Raw genomic sequence first — 22,955 nt, 5'->3', positions numbered from 1 at the left:
AAAAATAATCTATTGACATGATTTCTTCCGAATGATTAAAGTATTTATCAATACATTATCTGCTGACTGTTATTTTCTTTGAGAGAATGATTTCCTCTTTGCTTTTTATCTGTACAATATAGATTCCTTCTGAGAATGCAGAAGTATTGATTTTTATTTTTTTCTCATGGTACTTTTGTGAGAAAATTTTTCTTCCCGACATATCGGTAATATGAATGTTGCTTTCCTGAGGTAAGTTATCTGCATAAAAGAAATCTTTTGCCGGGTTAGGGTAAAGGTTGGGCTGATTCATTTTCTGGCTTTCGGAGATGCCTAACTGTTCCGGGCTTAGCTTTACGATCCACCCGTCAATATTGCCGTGGTTCTCTGAAACATCTCCATTGGTGGAACTGGAATATCCAATGATAATGAATCCGCCATCTACGGTCTTCCGGATAGTCTCCGCATTTTCATTGCCGGTTCCGCCTAAAGATTTTTGCCATTGAAGCGTTCCTGTGTTATCTGTTTTTATAATCCATGCATCAGTATTTCCATGATTTCCCAGCACGTCACCATTGTTAGAATTGGAAAGCCCTGCAATTATATATCCTCCATCAGATGTTTGTTGAATAGATTTTGCACCATCACTTTTATTGCCTCCAAAAAATTTTTGCCATTGTACATCTCCATTACTGGCTAGCTTTATGATGCCATAATCAGAATTTAAGGGATAAGGATAAATAGACCTTTCATATATTCCGGCAACAATATAGCCTCCATCAAAAGTCTGTTGAATAGAATTGGCAGTATCAAAGCCTGTTCCACCTAAGGATTTCTGCCATTGTAAATTCCCGTATGAATCCAGTTTTATAATCCAATAATCTGATCCTCCATAAATTTGTGTAACATCTCCGTCGGCAATATTTCCCGTGGTGGCGGCAATAATATATCCATTGTCAGAAGTTTGCTGGATAGATTGAACTTGTTCTGCTGAACTGCTGCCTAAGGATTTTTGCCATTGTACATTTCCTGCGGAATTTGTCTTAATGATCCAGATATCCGAACCCCCATGGCTTCCCAGTACATCACCATCATTAGAATAGCTTGTTCCGGCAATAATGTATCCTTCATCAGAAGTTTGCAAAATATCTTTTGCAATATCGCGATCGCTTCCGCCTATCGATTTTTGCCATTCTATATCCCCAGTTGAATCTAATTTTACAATCCAATAATCTTCAAAACCATTGTTGCTGGTAAGATCGCCATCTACAGAACTTGATCCTCCGGCAAGAATATATCCTCCATCGGAAGTTTCCCGTATAGAATGGAATAATTCTGCCTGGCTGCCTCCTAATAATTTTTGCCATTGTATATTTCCGTTGAAATCAAATTTAATAATCCAGGCGTCCCTGCTGCCAAAATTCTGTGTAAGATCTCCGTTGTTGGAAAAGGTAGAACCTGAGACAATATATCCTCCATCAGAAGTTGGTTCTACAAAGTGAAACAGGTCTACATTACTTCCTCCCATCGATTTTTGCCATTGAATGGAAGGAGTCGTTTGAGCGTATAGAATTGAAGTTATAAATAATGATAGAATAAACGTTAAGTTTCTCATATTTTTGATGGGTATTAGTTTATTCTAATGTAATTAATTTTATTCAATTCGCTAAAAAATAATCTATGATGTTATTTCTCCCGAATGATTAAAGTATTAGTCAATAAATTATCTGCTGACTGTTATTTTCTTTGAAAGAATGATTTCCTCTTTGCTTTTTATCTGTACAATATAGATTCCTTCTGAGAATGCGGAAGTATTGATTTTTATTTTTCTCTCATGGTACTTTTCTGAGAAAATTTTTCTTCCCGACATATCGGTAATATGAATGTTGCTTTCCTGAGGTAAGTTATCTGCATAAAAGAAATCTTTTGCCGGGTTAGGGTAAAGGTTGGGCTGATTCATTTTCTGACTTTCGGAGATTCCTAACTGTTCAGTACTTAATTTAACTACCCAGGCATCTACTGAACCATGATGTCCTGTCACATCTCCGTCGGTGGAAAAAATTTGGCCTGCGACTATATATCCTCCGTCAGTTGTTTTTTGAATAGAGTAGGCATCATCAAAAGCGGTTCCTCCCAGCGGCTTTTGCCATTGTGAAATTCCTGAAGGGTCTAACTTTATTATCCAGTAATCATTACTTCCATGATTTCCTGTTACATCTCCGTTTACAGAAGAAGTTCCGCCGGCCACTATATATCCGCCATCAGAAGTTTGCTTTACAGAATAGGCATAATCGTTACCAGCACCGCCAAAGTATTTTTGCCATACTGTATTTCCGGCAGCGTCTAATTTTGCCACACAATAATTAGATATTCCAAAAACTGTTGGAATCTCAGAGTTTGCAGAGGTAGATCCACCGGCCACAATATATCCGCCATCTGATGTTTGCTGGATAGATTCTGCAGAGTCAGCAAGATTTCCGGCCAATGTTTTTTGCCATTGCAGAGCTCCTGAGGAATTTAATTTTACAATCCAAAAATCTTCGTTTCCATGATTTTCTGTAATGTCTCCATTAGTAGAGGCGGATGCTCCTGCAATAATATATCCACCGTCTGATGTTTGTTGGATAGAATTACACCTTTCATAAGAACTTCCACCCAATGATTTTTGCCATTGTAGAGTTCCTGAGGAATCTAATTTTACGATCCAATAATCGGGATTCCCATGATTTCCTGTCACATCTCCATCTGTAGAGTCAGATTCTCCGGCTACAATATATCCGCCGTCAGAGGTTTGCCGGACAGATTTTGCTCTGTCTTCATTAGTTCCACCTAATGATTTTTGCCATTGTAGAGTTCCTGAGGAATCTAATTTTACAATCCAGTAATCAGAATTCCCGTGATTTCCTGTCGCATCTCCGCTGGTAGAGGTGGATTCTCCTGCCACAATATATCCTCCGTCGGTTGTCTGTTGAATAGAATTGGCACTGTCATAGAGGCTTCCACCTAATGATTTCTGCCATTGTATACTTCCTGAGGCATTTAACTTTATAACCCAGTAATCAGAATCTCCGTGATTTGTAATATTTCCATCATTGGACATAGAGTTTCCCGCTACAATATACCCTCCATCAGAGGTTTGTTGAATAGCATTGGCAGATTCGCCCTGAGTGCCTCCCAATGCTTTTTGCCATTCTATGGAAGGAGCAGTCTGTGCTGTGAGTATTGAAAAAGTAAAAAATAAAAAAGTAGATGTTAAATATCTCATATGTATTTGAATAAGTGATGGTTATTCAAATGTAATTAATTTTACACTACGTTTGGTGTTTTGTTGTTTATTTAATTCATGAAAACAAAAAACTCACACGATAAAGTGTGAGTTTTTGAATGATATGTAAATAATTTATTTATTCTTTTTGTAGAAATTAACACCACATTCCAGGAATTTTTTGAAATCCTCTTTTGGCATATACCCTGAAACAGGCGTGTTGATTACTTTTCCGTCCGGAGTAATTAAAACATAGTGTGGTTGAGAGTTATTATTGAAGTTCACCTGTTGGAATAAACTCCATCTGTCCCCAATTGTTTTTACCTTTTTGATCTGCCCGTCTCCAAGGTCAATTTTGGTTTTCTGATCTTCAGGAAGCTCTTCCTTGTCATCTACATATAGAGAAGCCAGTACTACATCGTTCTGAAGAATCGGTAAGATGTCCGGTTCGCTCCATACAAATTCTTCCATTTTTCTACAGTTTTCACATCCGTATCCTGTGAAGTCGATCAGGATTGGTTTATCTTCTTTTTTAGCCAGTTCTATTGCTTTGAAGAAGTCGTGTTCCGGATGCATTCCTAAAATTCCGTCTTTTTCATCATGGAAATAGCTTACGTTCAGCGGAGGTAAAATTCCACTTAATAATTGAAGTTTCGGACGGTCAGACGGGATTAAACCCTGAACCAGGTAGATCACAAAACCAATTCCCAATACCCCTAATATTTTTCTGGTGATAGAGATTTTAGGCTTTTTGTCATCATGAGGGAACCTGATCAATCCTAATAAATAGATTGCTAATCCTAATGCGATAATAATCCAGATCGCAATGAAAAGTTCTCTTTTTAAGAAGAATGTTTTGGATACAAGATCTGCTTTAGACAAGAATTTCAATGCTAACGCCAATTCTACGAATCCTAAAACAACTTTTACCGTATTCATCCATCCTCCGGATTTCGGAAGACTTTGTAATGCCTGCGGGAATAATGCCAGCAATCCAAAAATAATCGCCCATGCCAGCCCGAATCCTGCCAAAGCAAATGTCAATAGCATTGGAACATTGGATGAACCTGTGACAGCGCTTCCTAGTAAACTTCCTAAAATAGGTCCTGTACATGAGAAAGAAACAATTACCAGGGTCAATGCCATGAAGAAAATACCGATAATTCCTCCTGCCTCTTCTGCTTTGGAAGATTTGTTGGCAATAGAACTTGGTAAAGTGATATCATAATATCCGAAGAAACTTCCGGCAAAGAAGATGAATATGATAAAGAAAGCAATATTCAACCATACGCTGGTAGAAATCTCGTTGAAGATATTTCCGGCAATTCCATCAATAATATGGAAAGGAATACTCAATAAAACGAAGATAAGAAGAATGAAAAACCCATAAATAAGCGCATCTCTTTTCCCTTTTGCTTTGTCTTTACTTCCTTTTGTAAAGAATGAAACGGTAAGCGGAATCATCGGGAAAACGCATGGCGTAAGCAAAGCAATTAATCCTCCGATAAATCCTAAAAATAGATACGTCCAGTAGTTTTCATCCACTTTGGTAGAGGCAGTACCGCAATCCGTCAATGGTTTTTTGAAATCAATACTTTCAATTTTCAGCTGCTTAGGATCCAGTTTTGAAGTTTCTGTGATCGTAGCTTCTGTTTTTGCAGGATTTTCAGTAACCGTCTCAGTTATTTTTACAGAGTCTTTAGCAGGACCTGCAGTTTCCTCGGTCGTAGCCTCTTCCGTTGCCCCTTTTGGCGTAACCTTTTGGTTGAATTCTAAAGTATTGGGAGCCAGACAAACTCTGTCGTCACACGTCTGATAGGTAATCTCAGAAGTGACATCTGCAGGTTTTGTCGGATCTTTTAATTTAAATTTTTGCTTAAATCCTGCAGAATTGGAATAGAAAACAATGGTTCCTCCAAATGCTTCAGAAAACTCTTCATGTTTTTTACCTACTTCGGTAAATTTTCCGATCAACTCAATATTTTTTCCTGTCACTTTATACTCGGTCGGAATTCCGGTATCTTCCGGTAAATCTTTAGAGTAAATATGCCATCCGCTTTCCATGGTAGCATTCAATACCGCTTCGTATTGATTGTTCCCCAAATCGTTGATGGTGAATTTAAACTTTACAGGATTTTTTATCTGCGCATTAATTCCTGTCGCTAAAAATAGTAGAATTAATAAAAACCAATTTCTAAATTTCATTGTTCATTTCATTAAAATTTTGAGACTCCATTTCGTTTTCTCATTCTTTGCAAATCTTCTGTCTTACCTGAAAGGAAAGCTGTCAAATACAGTATTATTCCTAATGAGTCTGTGTCCAGATTTTTTGCCTCGCTAAAATAGATAATTTTTCGTCCCTAAAAAATTTAGAAACTTTCTTTTTTTAAGCCTGATCCCTAAAATATTTTGTCTTATGCCCTAATCGCAATAGAAGTGTTACTTATTTTATCATTCAAAATGATTATAGATTTTTTCAATTTTGCCAACTTGGTATTATGATGAGGATCTTTTCCAGAGCAAAAAATTCTGAGAAAATCAATTCAGATTTTTTAAAATATCTTCTACAGATGCTCTGTTTTTATAGTCCGGATCAAAATGTCTCCATGTAATTTCTTTCCCTTCATTAACGATGAAGGTTGCCGATACAGGAAGTCTTCCGGAATGATCTGATCTGCTGTCAGCGAAATCCTCCTTTAATTTTGAGTTGTAAAAATTAAGTGTTTCACTGTCAGGGGTATATAGAACATCAAATGCTTCTGCAATTTTATATCCTTCATCATATAAAACTGTATAGTCTGTCTTTGTTTTGCTGATCGTTTTCTCTATAAACTCCGGTTTTTCTGGAGAAATAATGACAAGTCTTGCGTTTTTCGATTTCAGCTCCGGAGCCAGATTTTGTAATGTTTCAATATATTTGTTACAATAAGGACACCATTGCCCACGAATAAAAACAATCACCAGTTTTTTGTTTTCCTTTGATGATGAAAATGTATTTCCTAAATGATCTTTTGCATTGAAATTATCAATTTTATCACCTATCATTTTTCCTTTTACCTGATCTAAAGTTTTGCCGGGTTGAGACATCTTTTTTTTCAGGACAGATGCTCCTACTTCCAAAAACTGTTCAGGATTATAGTATCCGAAATCATATTGAACCAGTTTTCCTTTTGAATCCAGGAATAAAAAGGAAGGATAGTTTACCACTTTAAATTCTTTGGCAAGGCTTAGCCCTTCTTTTTCTGCGTCTATGGCAAGATTTACAAAATTTTTGTTGAACATCTCTCCGATTCTTGGGTCAGTAAAGGTGTTTTTTGCCATCAGCTTACAAGGTCCGCACCATGTGGTGAACAGATCAATGAAGATCAGTTTATTCTCTTTTGCTGCGATTTTTTTCGCGGCTTCCAAATCAATTTTTTGAAAATTGATGCCTGCGCTTTGTGCGTTGAATGAAATTCCTACTAGTATAAGAAGGCTCAATACGATTTTTCTGAACATATATTTCTTTTCTTATTATGTTCCCTGATCAAGAATAAAATCACCCATGAATTAAAATATTTTATTTAATAGTTTGATTATCAGGTAGAAAAAATGCTGTTATTTTTAATCTTCTTGATCTGCTCTACACATTTGTATTTTTGATTCTGAGCATTATGTTTGCTGGAATACTGGTATTTATCCTGAATTTCCTCTATACTTTTATTTTCAATAAAAATGTCATGGATCAGATTCTGACAATGTGAAGAGATCGATTTGATATAGCCAACCAGTTTTTCCCAGTAATACCTTTCATTTTCAATGGCAGTACTTATTTCCACCTGATGTTCCATGAAATAGTTTTCAGGAGACTCTACATAAAAGTTTCTGTTTTTTAGTTTTTTAAACCACAGATTTTTTACAATTCCGATAATATAATTTCCCAGACAGGTTTGAATTTTGAAGTCATCAGCATTGAGCTTTTCGTAAAGAATGAGTAATGCGTCCTGGAAAATATCTTCTGCATCTTCCAGATTACCTTTATTATTCAGAATAAATTTCTGAGTATAACCAAAATACTGTTGGTATAAAATTCCAAAAGCTATATTGCTGTCTTTCTTAAAATCATCAACAGCTAACGAATTAGTTGTTTTTCTGTCCACGTTACAGTTATCTTTTTTTGAGTAGTTCTGTCTGCCTGATACCTGCGATCCTGTCTGAGAGGGATGACACCCAAAATATGGTTTCCGGAGTCACACAATAACCAGATCTTTTCCTTGATCAAAGCAGATAATTTTTCGTCCCTAAAAAATTTAGAAACCTTCTTTTTCCCTGAAAACCCTGTTGGATAAAATTCATCTCCATCCTGTTGTTTTCTCAAAAGGAGTGGAAACTGAAGCTTTTCAGCATCGAAGTTCCATTCAAATCCTTTATTGAACTCAACCATGTTTTCAATATCATCTACGAGGTTGATGCTGATCTGGTTTTCAGAAAAATCAAAATTTTTGATCAGTACTATTTCTTCCGGAGTTTCCTTTTCTTCGCTTTTATCAATAAAAATAAGTTCATCACGGTTGACGATCAACTGATATTCTTTTGAAAAGAAAGAACTGTTGTTTTCTGCTTTAAAAATTTTCGGGATTTCTTCTTCCTGATTGAATCCGTATTTTTTTAAGATTTCAAATTTCACGAAATCACTTTCCTGATCCAGCTTTTCCTTTGATAAGATTTTATAGTTTTGGTTAAATATTGTAAGATTATTTTCTATCTCCTGAATCTGTTTCTGAACAAAATCTTTAGTCTGATTGAGATATAAAGAACTTTTTCTGAAGTTTTCCAGAAAGTGATCGTTGGTTTCCATCAGAAGAGGAACAATCTCATTCCTGATTTTATTTCTCAGATAATCACTTTTTTTATTAGAAAGATCTTCCCGGAATTCAATAGTATTCTCCTCAGCAAACTGATAAATTTCTTTTTTTGAAAAATCTAAAAGAGGGCGAAGGATATTATTATCATTCGATGGAATTCCAGTCAATCCATTAATGCCAGCAGCTTTGGACAGATTAATGATGAAAGTTTCCAGCTGATCATTAAGGTGATGTGCGGTAACGAGAAATTCCAGATTTTCTTTTTCCTGAACTTCTTTAAAAAAAGCATACCTAAGCTCTCTTGCCCAAAGCTGAATAGAGTTTTCCGGTTTCTGATCTTTTTCCGAAACTTCATACAGATGAAATTTTATATGATTTTTCTCACAAAAATCCTGCACGGTTTTCTGATCCAGATTAGAATCATCACCACGAAGTTTATAATTGATATGAGCTACCTGAAACCGAAATGCTGAATCTTGAATTTCAAGACCTAAATCCCTGAACAAAGAGGCCAGAACCATAGAATCTGCACCTCCGCTTACAGCCAGAAGATAGGTGTGATTTTCCGGTTGGTGAACGAGACTTTTTAATTGATTGGTGAAGGCTAATTGATCCAACATAGATGTTGAGAATTTCTTTTATGCAAAGATAACCGATATAATTCAATTGAATTTTCCTAACTTTGAGTAGTCTAAAAATGATTATTTATGAAGATTTTAAAAGTTTTAGCAGTTTCTGCAATGGCGCTGGGGATGACATCTTGTGTCAGCAAAAAGCAGTATGATGCTTTGAGCACAAACTATAAGCAGTGTATTGAAAATATTGGAGAAAGACAGAGAGAAATTCAGGATTTGAAATCTCAGAACTCTGCATTGGCAGGTGAAAACAACTTGTTGAAAAGCCAGCACGATGCATTAAAATCATCACTTGATGCATGTCTGTCCAATACAGGAAAAAGTTCTGCTAACATTGATAAACTGGTAGGAGAAATCAATGCTTCCAATTCTTATATCAAGCAATTGATCTCCAGTAACGCTAAAAATGACAGCTTGAATCTGGCATTGTCTAATAAACTGAAGAGATCATTGGATAATGTATCAGATGAAGATGTACAGGTAAAAGTATTGAAAGGAGTAGTAATGATCTCTCTTTCTGATAAAATGCTATACAAAACAGGAGATTACAACATCTTGCCTGCAGCTCAGGAAGTGTTAGGTAAAGTAGCAAAAGTAATCAACGATTACGATAAATACTCTGTATTAATTGAAGGTAACACCGATAATGCTCCGTTGAACTCTCCAAATCTTCCAAGAGACAACTGGGATCTTTCTGCATTAAGAGGTACTTCAGTTGCTAAAGTTCTTCAGACTCAGTTTGGAGTAGATCCGGCAAGAATCACTGCTGGTGGACGTTCTGAATACAACCCGAAAGCAACTAATATGAGCGTTTCAGGTAGATCAGAAAACAGAAGAACGGAAATCATCATTATGCCTAAACTTGATGAGTTTATGAAACTGATGGATATCGCTCCTAAGAAATAATGACTAAACCCTATATTATTATAAATCCCGAAGCAATTCGGGATTTGTTTTTTTTATGAGCCAACCTGTTTGGGAATATAATCTGCCGATATTTTTTTCTTTGGAGACGAAACTGTTTTTTTAGCAGGTTGTTCAAAATAAAAATTGGTGATATTCCAGACGATCATAATGGCTGAAAAATAATATAAATTGAGTACAAGCGCAATTCCTATATGCATGGAGATGGTGAGAAAAAGCCATGTTTTCTGTGTGGGTTTGTACCAGATAAAGAAAGGATAACACATCTCAATAATAATGGTACTCCATCCCATCAAGCTCAGAATATAAGAGTGTTCTATCAGCCAGCTGAAATCAATATTCAGGTCTCTGTTGGAGTAGGGCAGATGAATGGCTTTCCAGATAGATTCACCGTTCCACCAGTTGAAACCTAAAGCTTTGTCAAGCCCGGAAAAAAAGTAAGCAATAGAAATATGGATCTGAAATAATCTTTTAACTGGAGTGATATTGGTATTTCCAGGTTTTCTTCTGAAAATACAATTTCTCAGTGAAAAGTGCTGGTCAGCAGGAAAAAGAATCAGATAGAATAAAGACATGCTTGTGAAAAAATCTGCACCATAGGCAAAAAAAGAACTTCCCTTAAGCAAGGCTATTTGCAGTATAAGTAAAAAAAATGCAGAGATCCTTGAATACAATCCGGTGATGATCAAAATACACAATGTAATAAACGATACCTTGGTTATGGCTATCGTTGTACTTTCTTCAATCCCTAAGGTCTGAAAAAAGCTTACCATTTTTGAGAAGGTAATCAGCCAGTCTGGTGTAAAAACACTCATGATATCCTGAGGAATAACACTGCTACTGGAAAATAATTTTTCAAAATCCGGCAGTACCGCAGTAAATTGTAAAAGGATCACAATTCCTATGGCAATCCGAAAGAAACTTAAAAATTCCGTTTGATTATTTTGTTTGAAAAAGAAATTTTCAATTTTGGTATAGAATGGATTCAGATTTTTCATCACTTTAGTATTTGAATTCATCAATAAGAATAAGATTTTCATTCGTTTTTCCCTTTTTGAAATCTGCAACAGTAGGGTAGTTGTACAGATAAAGCTTTGTTGTAACACTGGATGCCAGCGGATTTTCTTTCATCACGTGGGCTGCGATCTGTCTGATAATGATATCCAGATACTGATAATACTTTTTGTCGTACTTATTTTGATCGGAAATTTTATCAAGAAACATGTTAAAAACAGTCGTATATCTTACTCTGCTCTCTTTGTTATTAAAATAAGGAAGATTTTTTTGTTCAAGGATATTGCCATTTTGATCTTTTAATTCAAAGCTCATGACAAAGTCACTGGCAACATTGGGTGCATAGAAACCATATCCTGTATCAAAACCAGTGTAAGAAGTAAATATATTGACGGGTTTTGATTGGGCAATGTCTTCGGAAATAGTATATAACAGTGGTTTTTTATAGTCTTTATTTTCATAATAAAAACCATAGTAACCATCAAATGTACCTTTCAAACCAATGGTGAAGACCACCAATAGGATTATAAAAATTCCGGATAACTGTAGCTTTCTTTTCATGGCAAAAGATTTAAAAAAGGCTGTCTTCGGACTAAAAACAGCCTTTTGAGGTTATTTGTAATTCATCAATACACTGTTCAGTTTTACATTGATTCTTGGATCAATGGCTGTATTGACTTTGTATGATTTTATAATCACATTGGTAAGATTTCTTCTACCCATCGTTGGTGGACAGATCGTATATTCTTCTGCTCCCTTAACGGTTAATCTGTTTAAAGAGGCAATATCTTTCTGGCTCAGCAAAGCTCCATTGGTTGCAACCTGGTTGTTTTGAATAGCATAATAATCTGTTCCTAATTCTTTAGCTCCATATTTTTTTAGAATTCCTTCCACTTTTTCTCTTAGATCTCCATACTTTTTCCAGTCGATATTAGCTTTCATTAAGCATCCGCGGATTACATACTGTCTGTTGATTTTATAGATAATGAAATTGGTACCCAAACTGTTCTGATGAAGTTTCTGAAGATTTAATAAACTTTTCATGTCTTCGTCAGAAATTTTTTTCACATCTTTCAGGATGTAATTATGGTCTACAATGTAATTGCCTTTTTCTTTATAAAAAGACATTTCCTGAGGTTTTAGCTGGGAAAATATCATAACAAGTCCCACTATTGCTCCGATTAATAATAAAGTCTTTGTTTTCATGTGGTTGTTTTTAAAATATCCCTACTCTTTTTTAGGATTTTCGGGTGCCTCCTTTATTTGAATGTTTCGTGGTTGGAAAACTTATATCAAAGGTAGAAGCATATGAGCAGTCAGATACAGGTGTTTTTCCTGTTTTTTTATGAGGATTTTGACTTTTGAAGTAAAATATGAATCAGAGTTTTGAATAGTAATGGCTATTCATGGATATTTCAAGCTGATGTATTGTGGCTTACCATATGAGTTCTGAGAATGAACTTGACAATGAACTTAGTGAAGTTCTGTGAACAGATGTTGGGAAAAATGATGATGAGGTTTTAATCTGAGATAACCTGAGAAGAAATATCTGTGTATAAAGCAAAAATAAATCCCGAAGGTGGCCGGGATTTATTTTTTAATCAAATTAATTCTTCCTTTTTCAGGAGTGAAATAATTCGTTGCAAAAATGAAGTGGATATTTCTGTCTTACTTTTTGCTGCAGAAGCATCAGTTCTACTTTTCAGTATAACTTTTTTGTGATTCTCATGGTTAGTTTGTGTCTCTCCTGCAATCATCTTGTTTTCTCTTAGTGTTTTTACCCCTTATTCTTATTGCAAACTTATAACTAATACCACAAAAATAACATCCGTGTTTTCACGGTATTTTATATGGGGTTTTCACTGGGTGAATATTTTTATACATTTTATAAATAATTTAAAGGCCTATAATTGGTTGATTAATAAAAGAATATGTATATTTAAATCTCCATTATAGGAAATAATAAAAGAGGTGTCCGAAAATCTAAAGAGTAGGAAATTAATACTAAACTAAAATCATTATGAAAAATTTAAAAAAACTTTCAAGAGGAGAAATGAAAACTGTACAAGGTGCTATTAATGGGTGTAATCCACAGATATTTTGTACTAGCCCACAAACAAAGTGTTGCCCAGGATGGGTTTGTGCCGGTATAAGACAATATTGTATAGCCGTATAATAAAATTTAGATCAGGCTAAGAAAAAGAGAGGGATTAATTTCTCTCTTTTTTTGTATCTTATTATTGGGTTTAAAAGCTAGCTTTAAAATCCTTAAATTTGTTTAAATTAAAATGGTATGAGTTTTTTTGAAGAAAAGAATCCTGAAATGGACAGATATTTGGAGGCACACGCTTCTTCGGAATCCGAAATTCTGAAAAAGTTGAGAAGAGAAACCTATCAGAAAACCACACAGCCTCATATGATTTCCGGATATCAGCAAGGAAGATTGCTGACGATTATTTCCCAGATGATGCAGCCGAAAAGTATTCTTGAAATTGGAACATTCACCGGATATGCTACACTATGTCTTGCATCAGGATTATCAAAAGACGGAAAAATTACAACTTTGGATGTGAATGAAGATCTTGCTTATCTTCCTAAAAAATATTTTGAGTCTAGTGAATATGCCAGTCAGATTGATTTTAAACTCCAGGATGCCAAGGAATATTTAAAAGAAACAGATGAATTTTTTGATCTGATTTTTGTAGATGCCGATAAAGAAAACTATGCTGAATATTTCAGACTGATCAAACCGCATACAAAATCAGGAACGGTGATTCTTTTTGATAATGTCTTGTGGTATGGTAAAGTGTTGGAAGAAAATCCGAAGCTGAAATCTACCCAGTCTATCCAGGAATTAAATGATTTGGCAGCAAAAGACGAAGATTTTGAAAATCTTATTTTACCTTTGCGTGATGGAGTCAACTTTCTACGCAGAAAGTAACTGAAATATTCAAGGATTAAACATTTAAAGAGATACACATCGTATTTTTAATCTTTAAATAATTCAATCTTTAAATTGAAAATTAATGAATAAAGGAGTTTGTATTGTTACAGTAGCGCCGGTTCGTGCAGAAAATTCTGACAGAGCTGAAATTGTTACGGAAATATTGTTTGGGGAAAGTGCAGATATTTTGGAGGTAGATAAAAACTGGACCAAGATAAAAATGCATTATGATGGCTATGAAGGATGGATGGATACCAAGCAGCTGAAGCCTATAACAGACGAAGAGCTGGCCAAAAGAAAAGTGACTGTCGTTACTGAAGATTTTTCTTCCGTATTAATGAACGATGGTAAAACTTTACTTTCTATAGGTTCCGAAGTGGAGTTTCCGGTGGTTGCTTCAAGAAGAAGTCATGATGTGCGTGAAAGTATTGCCCTGACAGCAAAAGAGTTCCTAAATGTACCCTATCTGTGGGGAGGAAAAAGTTTCTTCGCGGTAGACTGCTCCGGATTTACCCAATTGGTTTACAAAATTCACAATATAAAAATACCCAGAGATGCATCACAACAGGCTGAGGTAGGTGAAGCACTTACTTTTATTGAAGAAACGCAGCCTGGAGATCTTGCATTCTTTGAAAATGCAGAAGGGAAAATTATTCATGTAGGAATTATGCTGGAAAATCAAAAGATCATCCATGCTTCCGGAAAAGTAAGAATAGACACGCTGGATTCCACAGGGATTTTCAATAAAGAAATGAATAAGCATACTCATAAACTGAGAGTGCTGAAAAGTGTAATCTAATCCTAATTCAATCTCATCTGAAATGGAAAATATTCTTTTTACAACTTTTGATATTTTTAATTTTGGATTAGTCGTTTTTCTGTGGTGGTTTACCCTGAAAAACTATAGCACGTTGCCAGAGAGGATTCCTGTACATTTTGATATGGAAGGAAAAGCGGATGGATTTGGAGGGAGAATGTATGCCTTTCTGATGCCTGTATTGGCTCTGGGATTATTTGCTCTGTTTGTGTATGGCATGAGACATCCCGAAGACACTAATTTCCCGGTAGAAATTACAGCGCAGAATATGAATGCTCAGTTTTTAATTATGAAGATTGGTTTGAGAATTCTTTTTTTGTTTTTGGCGGTTATTTTTATGAATATTCAGGACTATATGTTCAGATATGCTGTAGATGATCAGGCTAAACCGAGAATTACATTTGCTACCATCTTTTTATCTGTCGTGTTATTTACTCCTGCATTGCTTTTTATTGCCTATCTATTCAAATGATACATTCTAAAGATAATTCAGAACATTATATCTGGGGAAACCAATGTGACAGCTGGATTCTTAAAAATACCCAAAACTTATCCGTAAAGCAGGAGAAAATGCCTGCAGGAACTTCAGAGAAACTGCACTTTCATAAAGTGGCAGAACAGTTTTTTTATATTCTGAAAGGAGAGGCAGTGTTCTATATCAATGGAGAAAAATTCCTTGTTGGGCAGGGAGAATCTATATCCATTGAGCCGGGAGTGAAGCATTTTATCTCCAATGAATCAGAGGAAGAAATTGAGTTTTTAGTCATATCAAATCCGCCTACGGATTATGACAGAATTGAAATTAAAGAATAATTAAAATGGCATTTCTGTACAATATATTTATCAGTCTACTTACCTTCGGAATGAAGGCTTTTGCGTTGATTAATGATAAAACTAAAAAAGGCGTTGAAGGAAGAGCGCAGTCTTTGGATAAAGTGAAATCTGCATTTTCAAAAACAGATCAAGTAATTTGGATGCATGCTGCAAGTCTGGGCGAATATGAGCAGGGATTGCCTGTGCTGGAGAAGCTTAAAGAAAATTTTCCTCAGCACAAAGTACTGGTGACTTTCTTTTCGCCGTCGGGATATGAAAATGTGGTGAAGAAAAAACATATTGCAGACGCTATTTGTTATTTACCTTTCGATACAAAAAATGCTGTAAAAGAATTTACAGACCAATTTAATGCTGAACTATTTTTTACGGTTAAATATGATTATTGGTACAACCTCTTTGCAGAATTGAAAAACAAAGGGACAAAGATTTATGTTATTTCTGCCCTGTTCTATGAAAGACAGTCTTTCTTTACTTCCTATGGAAAATGGTTTGTGAAGCAGCTTCAGAAAAATGTAGATTGGTTTTTCCACCAGACGCAGTTTTCATTGGCTTTGGCGAAAAGTGTTGGATTAACGCAGTCTTCCGTAACAGGAGATACCAGGTTTGACAGAGTAAAACAGCTGCGTGAAAGAAATAATCATGTAGATTTTATTGCAGACTTTATTGGTGAAAATAAAGCAATAGTCTTTGGAAGTTCGTGGCAGGCAGAAGAGAAAATAGCAGAAGTAGTTTCCCGCAAAAATAATTCAGCAAAACTTATCATAGCACCCCATGATCTGAAAAGAGTTGAGCATTTGAAAAATATATTCCCGGATGCTTTACTGTACAGCGAAATACAAAATACAACATCTTCAACTTTCAATACTCCAATTCTGATCATAGACAGTATTGGTTTATTATCAAAATTATATTCTTATGCAGATGTAGCTGTTGTAGGAGGAGGATTTCATGATGCCGGACTTCATAATATTCTGGAAGCTGCTACTTTTGGTGTTCCGGTGATCTTTGGAAATCATTACAAAAAGAATCCGGAAGCTGACGACCTGATCTCTGCCAATGGCGGAAAGTCTTTCCCTGACGAATATACAGCCTCAGAATTTGTTTTATTTCTCGTGAACGAAGATAACAGAGAAGAACTTGCCTCAATGTCCGAAAACGCCGGAAAATTTGTAGATGAAAAACCAGATTCTACCAGAATGATCCTTCAGAAAATATTATCTTAACCTGAATTCGGGATAAGAATTCCTGATTGAGATGGTTTTGAAGCTGGGAGATGGAAGCTGGAAGAAGTGAAGGTATGAAGAGCATCAACAATGGCTGTTTCTCTTTTTTAAGAGTCAATTTCAATTTGTTTAAACTTTTGTTTATTGAAACATTAAGATGTATTAAGGTGTTGAGAGTATTAAGATGAGCTTCGCTTTAAGCTTAAAATCAGAATGATTCATCTTAACTATACTTTATTTCTTAAATCCTTCTTAATGGTTTTAATAGATATCCCATATTTTTTGATAAGTTGAAACAACTTCTGTATTTACTTGTGAAGCGACTGTAATTTTATAACTAAAAATAATTACCTCCATCCTATTTCTTCCCGCTTCCCACCTTCAATATTTACTTAACCCAAACTCAGGTTATCTTAAGAATCCCTGGCTTTTAATCTCTTTCATAATCTGGTCAATGTTTTCAGGAATTCTGTCGCATTTCAACCAGTTGAAGTCAAGGCCATTGTTAATACAAAGTTTTTGAAGATAATGATTCTCTAAAAGTTTATTCTGAGTATCACGCAGATATTCATCAATTTCCATCCAGTAATCTTCATCCAGTTTTTTTACAAGAATCAATGATTTGAAAACCTTGTTGATGATGTAAATGTAAAGTTTATAAACATTGTCAAACCTTTGTCTGCTGAGGTCGCTGTTGTTTTCCAGTACCTTGTTGATAAGAAGAAGATTCAGGGAAACTTCTCCAAATTTATCAGTCGTGATTTTTACATGCTCGGTGATTTCAGCACTTATTTTTCGCACAGTAGACAGGAAATATTTGGCATTTCCCACATATTTCGAAGCCAGAAGAAGCTGTTCCTCCACATGCTCTTCCATTGTGTTTCTTTTATCATCCGTGGTTTCCGGATCAATCAGTTCAAAGTAGAGTTTTTTAGATAATAATTTATCCTTTCTCAGGAGTCTGAAAATAAGTTTGTCCTTCTCCGTTCCGGAAAAAGCACTCAGAGCGGCTTTGAACTCTTTTGAATACTCCATTAATTGAAAATTTTCGAATATTTCAGGAATCCGTTTAATGCCCAGTTAGCCGTATAATACAACGATTTTACTGTGGAGAATCCCATGAAATCTTTATAGACAAGATATTGATCTTTGATGATGTTTTTTTTGTTTCTGGAAACGCTGTTTTCGCGCATCCTGTATTTGGCCAGAGTCTTTTTTACAGGAATACCTTCCGGAATTACTTTTAAAAGATTCAGCCACATCACATGATCTTCACGTTTACTTTTTACAGGGAATAAAAATTTGCCAACTCTTTGAGTATCATACATTGTAGATACGGGTGCCAGACGGCATGTTTTGAGAAGATTAGAGAATGTAACCACCTTATCCGCCATAAAATCTTTCAGAATAGGTTGAAGCTGTTCATCGCATCTTGAATAATTACAATAAACAAGTTCTGCTTTGTACTCCTGCATATAATCTGTCATCGTTTCCAGATATTCGGGATACCAGTAATCATCGGAATCCAGAAAGGCAATATATCTTCCCTGTGCCCTCTCAAGGCTATTGTTTCTTGCATTTCCGGCACCTCCGTTTTTCTCCAGTACCTGAAGTTTTATTCTGGGATCATTGTATTTTTTGATGATCTCAACAGTGTTATCTTTAGAAAGGTCATCAGTAATAAGCCATTCCCAGTTTTCATAGGTTTGGTTAAGAACAGAATGTATGGTTTCCTCGATAAATTCTGCAGAATTATAACAGGGAGTAATAATGGAGACTAGATCTTTCATTTATGTTTTCTATACTACAAAATTATAAAAATCTTTTTTCATAAAGGTGCCATGAACTTACACCTACCGCAATAACCACCAACATACATACCAAAGCCATTACAAATGGATTGTAATCTTCAAACAATCCTAAAGTCTGGAAAGTTCTGATAATAGGGAAGTGGAAAATGTAGATTCCATAGGTGAAATCTCCATATTTTCCGAAATTATTTAAGAATTTGAATGAATAGGCAATGTACATTACAATAACCCCGATCATCATTGGAGAAAAAAGCTGAACTTTTAAAAATAAATCAATCCACACGGTGACGAATGCAATGATGAAAATGAGATTTTTATGTTGGATGAATTTATCAAAATTAAAGTAAATCAACATTCCAGGGATAAAATAGGATAATGTTCCAGGAAGCTGTTTGGCAAGTGAAATTTTATTTAAAGATTCAAAATAATTCAGATAAATAAGTGATAAGAAATATAAAATAATCAAACTTGTATTTCTGTATTTATTATTTTTTCCGAAAAGCAAAAACAACAGAGGAACCGCAAAATAGTAGCACATTTCTATTTTCAGCGTCCATAGGGCACCATTCACTGCTTGATTCCCAAAAACTCCGGGAAGCCAGGGTGCTTTAAAATTTAAAAATAATGAATTCCAAAATAGGTATTTGTAAACTTGTGTATTGCTGAAATATTCGGTGAAAGAATAGGTACTTACCAGGCTTAATAAAATTGCGCATAAAAAAATAACCAATAAGTAGGCAGGAACAATTCTTTTGATTCTCTTTTTTAAATAGCTTTTCAGGCTTGAAGACCTCTCATAGCTCCTTGCAATAAGAAATCCACTCACTGCAAAAAAACCGAAAACAGCAATTTCTATAGGGCTGTGCTCAAAAATCTTGAGATCAGGAGAAGCGCTGAGTGTGCCAAGATGTCCCAGAAAGACAATAAAGGCAAGGAGAACACGTATAAAATCAAAATTGTTTCTCGTAATATCCTGCATTTGTATTTTGTTTCCTGCAAAAATAACTTTTTTAATAGAATGAACGATGCTCATGTATTCATTATTTGTTAAATAAAGGGAAAATGGGGTGTCCCTATTTTTAAATATATATAAATAATCGTCGATGAAATAATTTTTCATAAAAAATAGTAATATAAATCAAAAAAATTATAATTTTAGCGCTTGAAAAAATTGATCTATGAAGAAATTAGCATTACTATTTGCAGGTTTATCTTTGTTTGCTGCAGCTACAGGCTGTAGTAGTGACAATGATACTGTTCTGGAAGCTCCTCTTGTTGGGACATGGCAACCGTTAAAAGAAGTAGTTACCACTGTAGAAGTTGGTGAAGACCCGGTTTCTAACACGATTACTTATACAGATTGTCAGAAGCAGACAAGATGGTGGTTCAGCGTTGATTCTAAGGGAGGGAAAACGAACTGGGGAGATACTGCTACACCTGGTCAGTGTGCTATTCTTTCAGATATAAAATTCAATTATACTTATAATAAGGAAGGGAAAGACGTTCAGATGAAAATTCAGGGAATCGTAGAGCCTCAGAATGCGAAGGTTATTACTTTGGATGCTACAACGCTCAATCTTGCTGTGAGAGAGGAGACTCAGGATCCAAAAATATTCCAGACAAGAACATATACCTTCAAAAGAGTTACTCAATAATAGTATATACTTCAGGATATAAAACAGATCTCATCTCCGGATGGGATTTTTTTGTTGAGGATAGAATTGCAATTCATTATAAATTCAATTTCTATTTACTTTAAAATCACTAATTTTGTGAATCTTGTGAAAAAGAAAAATAATTCAGTCTAACATATAACATACATACAAAGTGTTTTACGATCATCAGCAGATAGAAAAAAAGTGGCAGAAATACTGGGAGGAAAATCAAACCTATAAAACCTCTAATAACACAGATAAACCTAAGTTTTATGTACTCGATATGTTCCCATATCCATCAGGAGCAGGACTTCACGTAGGTCACCCGCTGGGATATATTGCATCGGATATCTATGCGAGATACAAAAGACACCAGGGGTTTAATGTACTCCACCCGGTAGGATATGACAGCTTTGGACTTCCTGCTGAGCAATATGCGATCCAGACAGGACAGCATCCGGCTATTACTACAGAACAGAATATCAACAGATACGAAGAGCAGCTGAAGAAAATCGGTTTCTCATTCGACTGGAGCAGAGAAGTAAGAACTTCAGACGCTTCATATTATAAGTGGACACAATGGATTTTTATTCAATTGTATCACTCGTGGTATAACAAAAATACTGATAAGGCGGAATCTATTGATTCTTTGATTCAGCATTTTGAAGAAAAAGGAACAGAAGGATTAAATGCCAATCAGAACGACGAATTAAATTTCACTGCAGAAGAGTGGAAGAATGCTTCTGAAATTGATAAAGAAGATATCCTTTTAAACTATCGTCTTTCTTACAGAGCAGAAACGACAGTAAACTGGTGTCCTGCATTAGGAACAGTATTGGCGAATGATGAGGTGAAGGATGGAAAATCCGAAAGAGGAGGATTCCCGGTATTCCAGAAGAAAATGATGCAGTGGAGCATGAGAATTTCTGCATACTCTGAAAGATTATTACAGGGATTAAATACCTTAGACTGGCCACAACCGTTGAAAGATTCTCAGGAATACTGGATCGGAAAATCTCAGGGTGCTCAGGTGCAGTTCAATGTAGAAGGTCATGATGAAACCGTTGAGGTATTTACCACAAGACCTGACACCATCTTTGGAGCTACCTTTATGGTGTTGGCTCCGGAAAATCCTTTAGTGGAAACTATTACTACGGATGCTCAAAAAGTAGAAGTAGATACTTATATTGAAGAAACTTCCAAAAAAACGGAGAGAGACAGAATGTCTGACGTGAAAAACGTGAGCGGAGCTTTCACCGGAAGTTATGCAATCAATCCATTCAGCAATGAAAAAATGCCAATCTATATTTCAGACTATGTGTTGATGGGATATGGAACAGGAGCTGTGATGGCAGTTCCGGCACACGATGAGCGTGACCATAGATTTGCGAAGAAATTTAATCTTGAAATCAAAAAAGTGGTGGAAACTGAAGAAGATGTTCAGGAGAAATCTTTTGATTCCAAAGATTCCGTTTGTGTAAATTCAGATTTCCTAAACGGATTACATTATAATGAAGCGAAAGCAAAAATGATTTCCGAGATCGAAACGAAAGGAATCGGTCATGGAACTACAAACTACAGACAGCGTGATGCTATTTTCTCAAGACAGCGTTATTGGGGAGAACCAGTTCCTATATATTATAAGGATGGAATGCCTTACACGTTGCCAGCTTCTGCTTTACCTTTGGAACTCCCTGAAGTTGAAAAATATTTGCCAACGGAAGATGGAGATCCACCATTAGGAAATGCAAAAGAATTTGCTTGGGATGAAGCTAACCAGAAAGTAGTTGCTATAGATCTTATTGATGACAAAACTATTTTCCCGTTAGAATTATCTACGATGCCAGGTTGGGCAGGAAGCTCATGGTATTTCCTTAGATATATGGATCCTAACGATGAAGAAACTTTTGTTAAAAAAGAGTTAGCAGATTATTGGGGACAGGTAGATCTATATATAGGAGGAAGCGAACACGCAACCGGCCACTTATTATATTCCCGTTTCTGGAACATGTTCTTAAAAGACAGAGGCTACATCAGCCATGATGAGCCATTCCAGAAATTGATCAACCAGGGGATGATCTTAGGAATGAGTGCATTTGTATACAGAATTGACGGTACGAATCAATATGTATCTAAAAATTTAGCTAAGGATTACCAGACTCAACAGATTCACGTAGACGTATCCTTATTAAAAGGAACTTCTGATGAATTGGATACAGAAGCTTTCAAAGCATGGAGACCGGATTATGCTGAGGCAGAATTTATTTTGGAAGACGGAAAATACATCACAGATCGTGAAGTAGAAAAAATGTCCAAGTCAAAATATAACGTAGTAAATCCTGATGACATCTGTGGAGAGTACGGAGCAGACGGTTTAAGATTGTACGAAATGTTCTTAGGACCTTTAGAACAATCCAAGCCTTGGAATACTCAAGGGTTAAGTGGAGTATATGGTTTCCTTAAAAAATTCTGGAACCTGTATTTCAACGGAGACGTATTTGAAGTTTCAGACGAAGAACCTACAAAAGCAGAATACAAAGTTTTACATACCTTAATAAAGAAGGTAGTATACGATATTGAAAATTTCTCTTTCAATACTTCAGTATCATCCTTTATGATTGCTGTAAATGAGCTTCAGAAAATAAAATGTAACAAACGCAATATTTTAGAACCGCTTGCCGTTATCATTTCTCCTTATGCTCCTCACATCTGTGAAGAATTGTGGAGTTTACTAGGAAACGATACATCGATAGAATTTGAACAATTCCCGGCATTGAATGAAGATTATCTGGTTGAAGACGAAATTGAGTATCCGGTAAGTGTAAATGGTAGAATGAAGTTCAAAATTTCGCTTTCAGCTCAATTATCTGCCAAGGAAGTGGAAGATTTGGTGATTTCGAACGAGAAAATGCAACAGATTTTGGAGGGTAAAACCCCTAAAAAAATCATTGTAGTCCCTCACCGTATTGTGAATATCGTAATTTAAAAAAAAATTAACATTGGGAAATTA

At 35.5% G+C, this 22,955-nt stretch carries 21 protein-coding genes; 9 read left to right on the top strand and 12 right to left on the bottom strand.

Features of this window, described 5'->3' with window-relative positions; genetic code table 11:
* Nucleotides 1-55: 55 nt before the first annotated feature.
* The 6 genes from ACKTTZ_RS05320 to tilS form a co-directional block, all read right to left on the bottom strand.
* A complete protein-coding gene (locus tag ACKTTZ_RS05320; RefSeq protein ID WP_407847698.1) occupies nt 56-1,594 on the bottom strand; it encodes a T9SS type A sorting domain-containing protein in 1,539 nt (512 codons plus the stop codon).
* Nucleotides 1,595-1,702: 108 nt separating this feature from the next.
* Nucleotides 1,703-3,244: a T9SS type A sorting domain-containing protein gene (locus ACKTTZ_RS05315; protein WP_407847696.1), complete on the bottom strand. Its 1,542-nt coding sequence runs from the start codon at nt 3,242-3,244 to the stop codon at nt 1,703-1,705.
* 135 nt (nt 3,245-3,379) lie between these two features.
* Nucleotides 3,380-5,449, bottom strand: coding sequence for a thioredoxin family protein (locus ACKTTZ_RS05310; RefSeq protein WP_034693001.1), 2,070 nt, complete (start codon nt 5,447-5,449; stop codon nt 3,380-3,382).
* Between the two features lie 333 nt (nt 5,450-5,782).
* Nucleotides 5,783-6,742 carry a redoxin domain-containing protein gene (locus ACKTTZ_RS05305; RefSeq protein ID WP_407847694.1) on the bottom strand — a complete coding sequence of 320 codons (960 nt, stop codon included), beginning with the start codon at nt 6,740-6,742 and terminating at the stop codon, nt 5,783-5,785.
* An 80-nt stretch (nt 6,743-6,822) separates the two neighbouring features.
* Complete coding sequence (locus ACKTTZ_RS05300) at nt 6,823-7,383, bottom strand: RNA polymerase sigma factor (RefSeq protein ID WP_407847692.1); 561 nt, start codon at nt 7,381-7,383, stop codon at nt 6,823-6,825.
* Nucleotides 7,356-8,708: a tRNA lysidine(34) synthetase TilS gene (gene tilS / locus ACKTTZ_RS05295; RefSeq protein WP_407847690.1), complete on the bottom strand. Its 1,353-nt coding sequence runs from the start codon at nt 8,706-8,708 to the stop codon at nt 7,356-7,358. The genes ACKTTZ_RS05300 and tilS overlap by 28 nt, the downstream gene beginning before the upstream one ends.
* An 87-nt stretch (nt 8,709-8,795) precedes the next feature.
* Here tilS and ACKTTZ_RS05290 point away from each other — a divergent pair, with 87 nt between their 5' ends.
* Nucleotides 8,796-9,629, top strand: coding sequence for an OmpA family protein (locus tag ACKTTZ_RS05290; protein ID WP_034693006.1), 834 nt, complete (start codon nt 8,796-8,798; stop codon nt 9,627-9,629).
* Between the two features lie 53 nt (nt 9,630-9,682).
* Here ACKTTZ_RS05290 and ACKTTZ_RS05285 read toward each other — a convergent pair whose 3' ends face one another.
* The 3 genes from ACKTTZ_RS05285 to ACKTTZ_RS05275 are packed head-to-tail and all read right to left on the bottom strand — an operon-like array spanning nt 9,683 to nt 11,867.
* Entirely contained in the window at nt 9,683-10,687 is a 1,005-nt protein-coding gene (locus ACKTTZ_RS05285; protein WP_407847688.1) for a hypothetical protein, read from the bottom strand.
* A complete protein-coding gene (locus ACKTTZ_RS05280) occupies nt 10,650-11,222 on the bottom strand; it encodes a hypothetical protein (protein ID WP_034693008.1) in 573 nt (190 codons plus the stop codon). The genes ACKTTZ_RS05285 and ACKTTZ_RS05280 overlap by 38 nt, the downstream gene beginning before the upstream one ends.
* Before the next feature lie 51 nt (nt 11,223-11,273).
* Nucleotides 11,274-11,867 (bottom strand): hypothetical protein, encoded by a 594-nt coding sequence (locus tag ACKTTZ_RS05275; protein WP_407847685.1) that lies wholly within the window; start codon nt 11,865-11,867, stop codon nt 11,274-11,276.
* A gap of 814 nt (nt 11,868-12,681) precedes the next feature.
* On the opposite strand from ACKTTZ_RS05275, the gene ACKTTZ_RS05270 reads away from it, so the two are divergent.
* From ACKTTZ_RS05270 to ACKTTZ_RS05245, 6 genes are all read left to right on the top strand, one after another.
* On the top strand, nt 12,682-12,837 hold the full coding sequence (locus ACKTTZ_RS05270; protein ID WP_407847683.1) for a CCPGW family putative bacteriocin: 156 nt from the start codon (nt 12,682-12,684) through the stop codon (nt 12,835-12,837).
* A gap of 117 nt (nt 12,838-12,954) precedes the next feature.
* On the top strand, nt 12,955-13,602 hold the full coding sequence (locus ACKTTZ_RS05265; protein WP_034693012.1) for an O-methyltransferase: 648 nt from the start codon (nt 12,955-12,957) through the stop codon (nt 13,600-13,602).
* 85 nt (nt 13,603-13,687) lie between these two features.
* Nucleotides 13,688-14,404 carry an NlpC/P60 family protein gene (locus ACKTTZ_RS05260; RefSeq protein WP_407847681.1) on the top strand — a complete coding sequence of 239 codons (717 nt, stop codon included), beginning with the start codon at nt 13,688-13,690 and terminating at the stop codon, nt 14,402-14,404.
* A gap of 22 nt (nt 14,405-14,426) precedes the next feature.
* On the top strand, nt 14,427-14,894 hold the full coding sequence (locus ACKTTZ_RS05255) for a DUF1648 domain-containing protein (protein ID WP_034693016.1): 468 nt from the start codon (nt 14,427-14,429) through the stop codon (nt 14,892-14,894).
* Entirely contained in the window at nt 14,891-15,235 is a 345-nt protein-coding gene (locus ACKTTZ_RS05250; RefSeq protein ID WP_034693019.1) for a cupin domain-containing protein, read from the top strand. Before ACKTTZ_RS05255 ends, ACKTTZ_RS05250 begins: the two co-directional genes overlap by 4 nt.
* 5 nt (nt 15,236-15,240) lie before the next feature.
* The gene (locus tag ACKTTZ_RS05245; RefSeq protein ID WP_407847679.1) at nt 15,241-16,479 is read left to right on the top strand and encodes a 3-deoxy-D-manno-octulosonic acid transferase; all 1,239 of its coding nucleotides are present in this window, start codon (nt 15,241-15,243) and stop codon (nt 16,477-16,479) included.
* Between the two features lie 408 nt (nt 16,480-16,887).
* Here ACKTTZ_RS05245 and ACKTTZ_RS05240 read toward each other — a convergent pair whose 3' ends face one another.
* From ACKTTZ_RS05240 to ACKTTZ_RS05230, 3 genes are read right to left on the bottom strand one after another with little or no spacing between them, the layout of a single operon-like run.
* Entirely contained in the window at nt 16,888-17,514 is a 627-nt protein-coding gene (locus tag ACKTTZ_RS05240; RefSeq protein ID WP_407847677.1) for a deoxyuridine 5'-triphosphate nucleotidohydrolase, read from the bottom strand.
* Complete coding sequence (locus ACKTTZ_RS05235; protein WP_034693026.1) at nt 17,514-18,269, bottom strand: glycosyltransferase family 2 protein; 756 nt, start codon at nt 18,267-18,269, stop codon at nt 17,514-17,516. Before ACKTTZ_RS05235 ends, ACKTTZ_RS05240 begins: the two co-directional genes overlap by 1 nt.
* 22 nt (nt 18,270-18,291) lie before the next feature.
* Nucleotides 18,292-19,323: an acyltransferase gene (locus ACKTTZ_RS05230; protein ID WP_051934236.1), complete on the bottom strand. Its 1,032-nt coding sequence runs from the start codon at nt 19,321-19,323 to the stop codon at nt 18,292-18,294.
* 145 nt (nt 19,324-19,468) lie between these two features.
* On the opposite strand from ACKTTZ_RS05230, the gene ACKTTZ_RS05225 reads away from it, so the two are divergent.
* Nucleotides 19,469-19,945: a lipocalin family protein gene (locus ACKTTZ_RS05225; RefSeq protein WP_034693028.1), complete on the top strand. Its 477-nt coding sequence runs from the start codon at nt 19,469-19,471 to the stop codon at nt 19,943-19,945.
* 172 nt (nt 19,946-20,117) lie between these two features.
* Complete coding sequence (leuS, locus tag ACKTTZ_RS05220) at nt 20,118-22,931, top strand: leucine--tRNA ligase (RefSeq protein ID WP_407847674.1); 2,814 nt, start codon at nt 20,118-20,120, stop codon at nt 22,929-22,931.
* Nucleotides 22,932-22,955 lie beyond the last annotated feature (24 nt).

This window comes from Chryseobacterium sp. KCF3-3, assembly GCF_045865955.1.
Classification (GTDB): domain Bacteria; phylum Bacteroidota; class Bacteroidia; order Flavobacteriales; family Weeksellaceae; genus Chryseobacterium.
The sequence above is the reverse complement of the archived record's forward strand: the minus strand, read 5'-3'. Positions and strand labels throughout refer to the sequence as shown.

Coding starts and splice junctions, on each gene's coding strand:
- ACKTTZ_RS05320 (WP_407847698.1), bottom strand. CDS start 1,594: ATGAGAAACTTAACGTTTATTCTATCATTATTTATAACTTCAATTCTA.
- ACKTTZ_RS05315 (WP_407847696.1), bottom strand. CDS start 3,244: ATGAGATATTTAACATCTACTTTTTTATTTTTTACTTTTTCAATACTC.
- ACKTTZ_RS05310 (WP_034693001.1), bottom strand. CDS start 5,449: ATGAAATTTAGAAATTGGTTTTTATTAATTCTACTATTTTTAGCGACA.
- ACKTTZ_RS05305 (WP_407847694.1), bottom strand. CDS start 6,742: ATGTTCAGAAAAATCGTATTGAGCCTTCTTATACTAGTAGGAATTTCA.
- tilS (WP_407847690.1), bottom strand. CDS start 8,708: ATGTTGGATCAATTAGCCTTCACCAATCAATTAAAAAGTCTCGTTCAC.
- ACKTTZ_RS05290 (WP_034693006.1), top strand. CDS start 8,796: ATGAAGATTTTAAAAGTTTTAGCAGTTTCTGCAATGGCGCTGGGGATG.
- ACKTTZ_RS05285 (WP_407847688.1), bottom strand. CDS start 10,687: ATGAAAATCTTATTCTTATTGATGAATTCAAATACTAAAGTGATGAAA.
- ACKTTZ_RS05280 (WP_034693008.1), bottom strand. CDS start 11,222: ATGAAAAGAAAGCTACAGTTATCCGGAATTTTTATAATCCTATTGGTG.
- ACKTTZ_RS05275 (WP_407847685.1), bottom strand. CDS start 11,867: ATGAAAACAAAGACTTTATTATTAATCGGAGCAATAGTGGGACTTGTT.
- ACKTTZ_RS05270 (WP_407847683.1), top strand. CDS start 12,682: ATGAAAAATTTAAAAAAACTTTCAAGAGGAGAAATGAAAACTGTACAA.
- ACKTTZ_RS05265 (WP_034693012.1), top strand. CDS start 12,955: ATGAGTTTTTTTGAAGAAAAGAATCCTGAAATGGACAGATATTTGGAG.
- ACKTTZ_RS05260 (WP_407847681.1), top strand. CDS start 13,688: ATGAATAAAGGAGTTTGTATTGTTACAGTAGCGCCGGTTCGTGCAGAA.
- ACKTTZ_RS05255 (WP_034693016.1), top strand. CDS start 14,427: ATGGAAAATATTCTTTTTACAACTTTTGATATTTTTAATTTTGGATTA.
- ACKTTZ_RS05250 (WP_034693019.1), top strand. CDS start 14,891: ATGATACATTCTAAAGATAATTCAGAACATTATATCTGGGGAAACCAA.
- ACKTTZ_RS05245 (WP_407847679.1), top strand. CDS start 15,241: ATGGCATTTCTGTACAATATATTTATCAGTCTACTTACCTTCGGAATG.
- ACKTTZ_RS05240 (WP_407847677.1), bottom strand. CDS start 17,514: ATGGAGTATTCAAAAGAGTTCAAAGCCGCTCTGAGTGCTTTTTCCGGA.
- ACKTTZ_RS05235 (WP_034693026.1), bottom strand. CDS start 18,269: ATGAAAGATCTAGTCTCCATTATTACTCCCTGTTATAATTCTGCAGAA.
- ACKTTZ_RS05230 (WP_051934236.1), bottom strand. CDS start 19,323: ATGAGCATCGTTCATTCTATTAAAAAAGTTATTTTTGCAGGAAACAAA.
- ACKTTZ_RS05225 (WP_034693028.1), top strand. CDS start 19,469: ATGAAGAAATTAGCATTACTATTTGCAGGTTTATCTTTGTTTGCTGCA.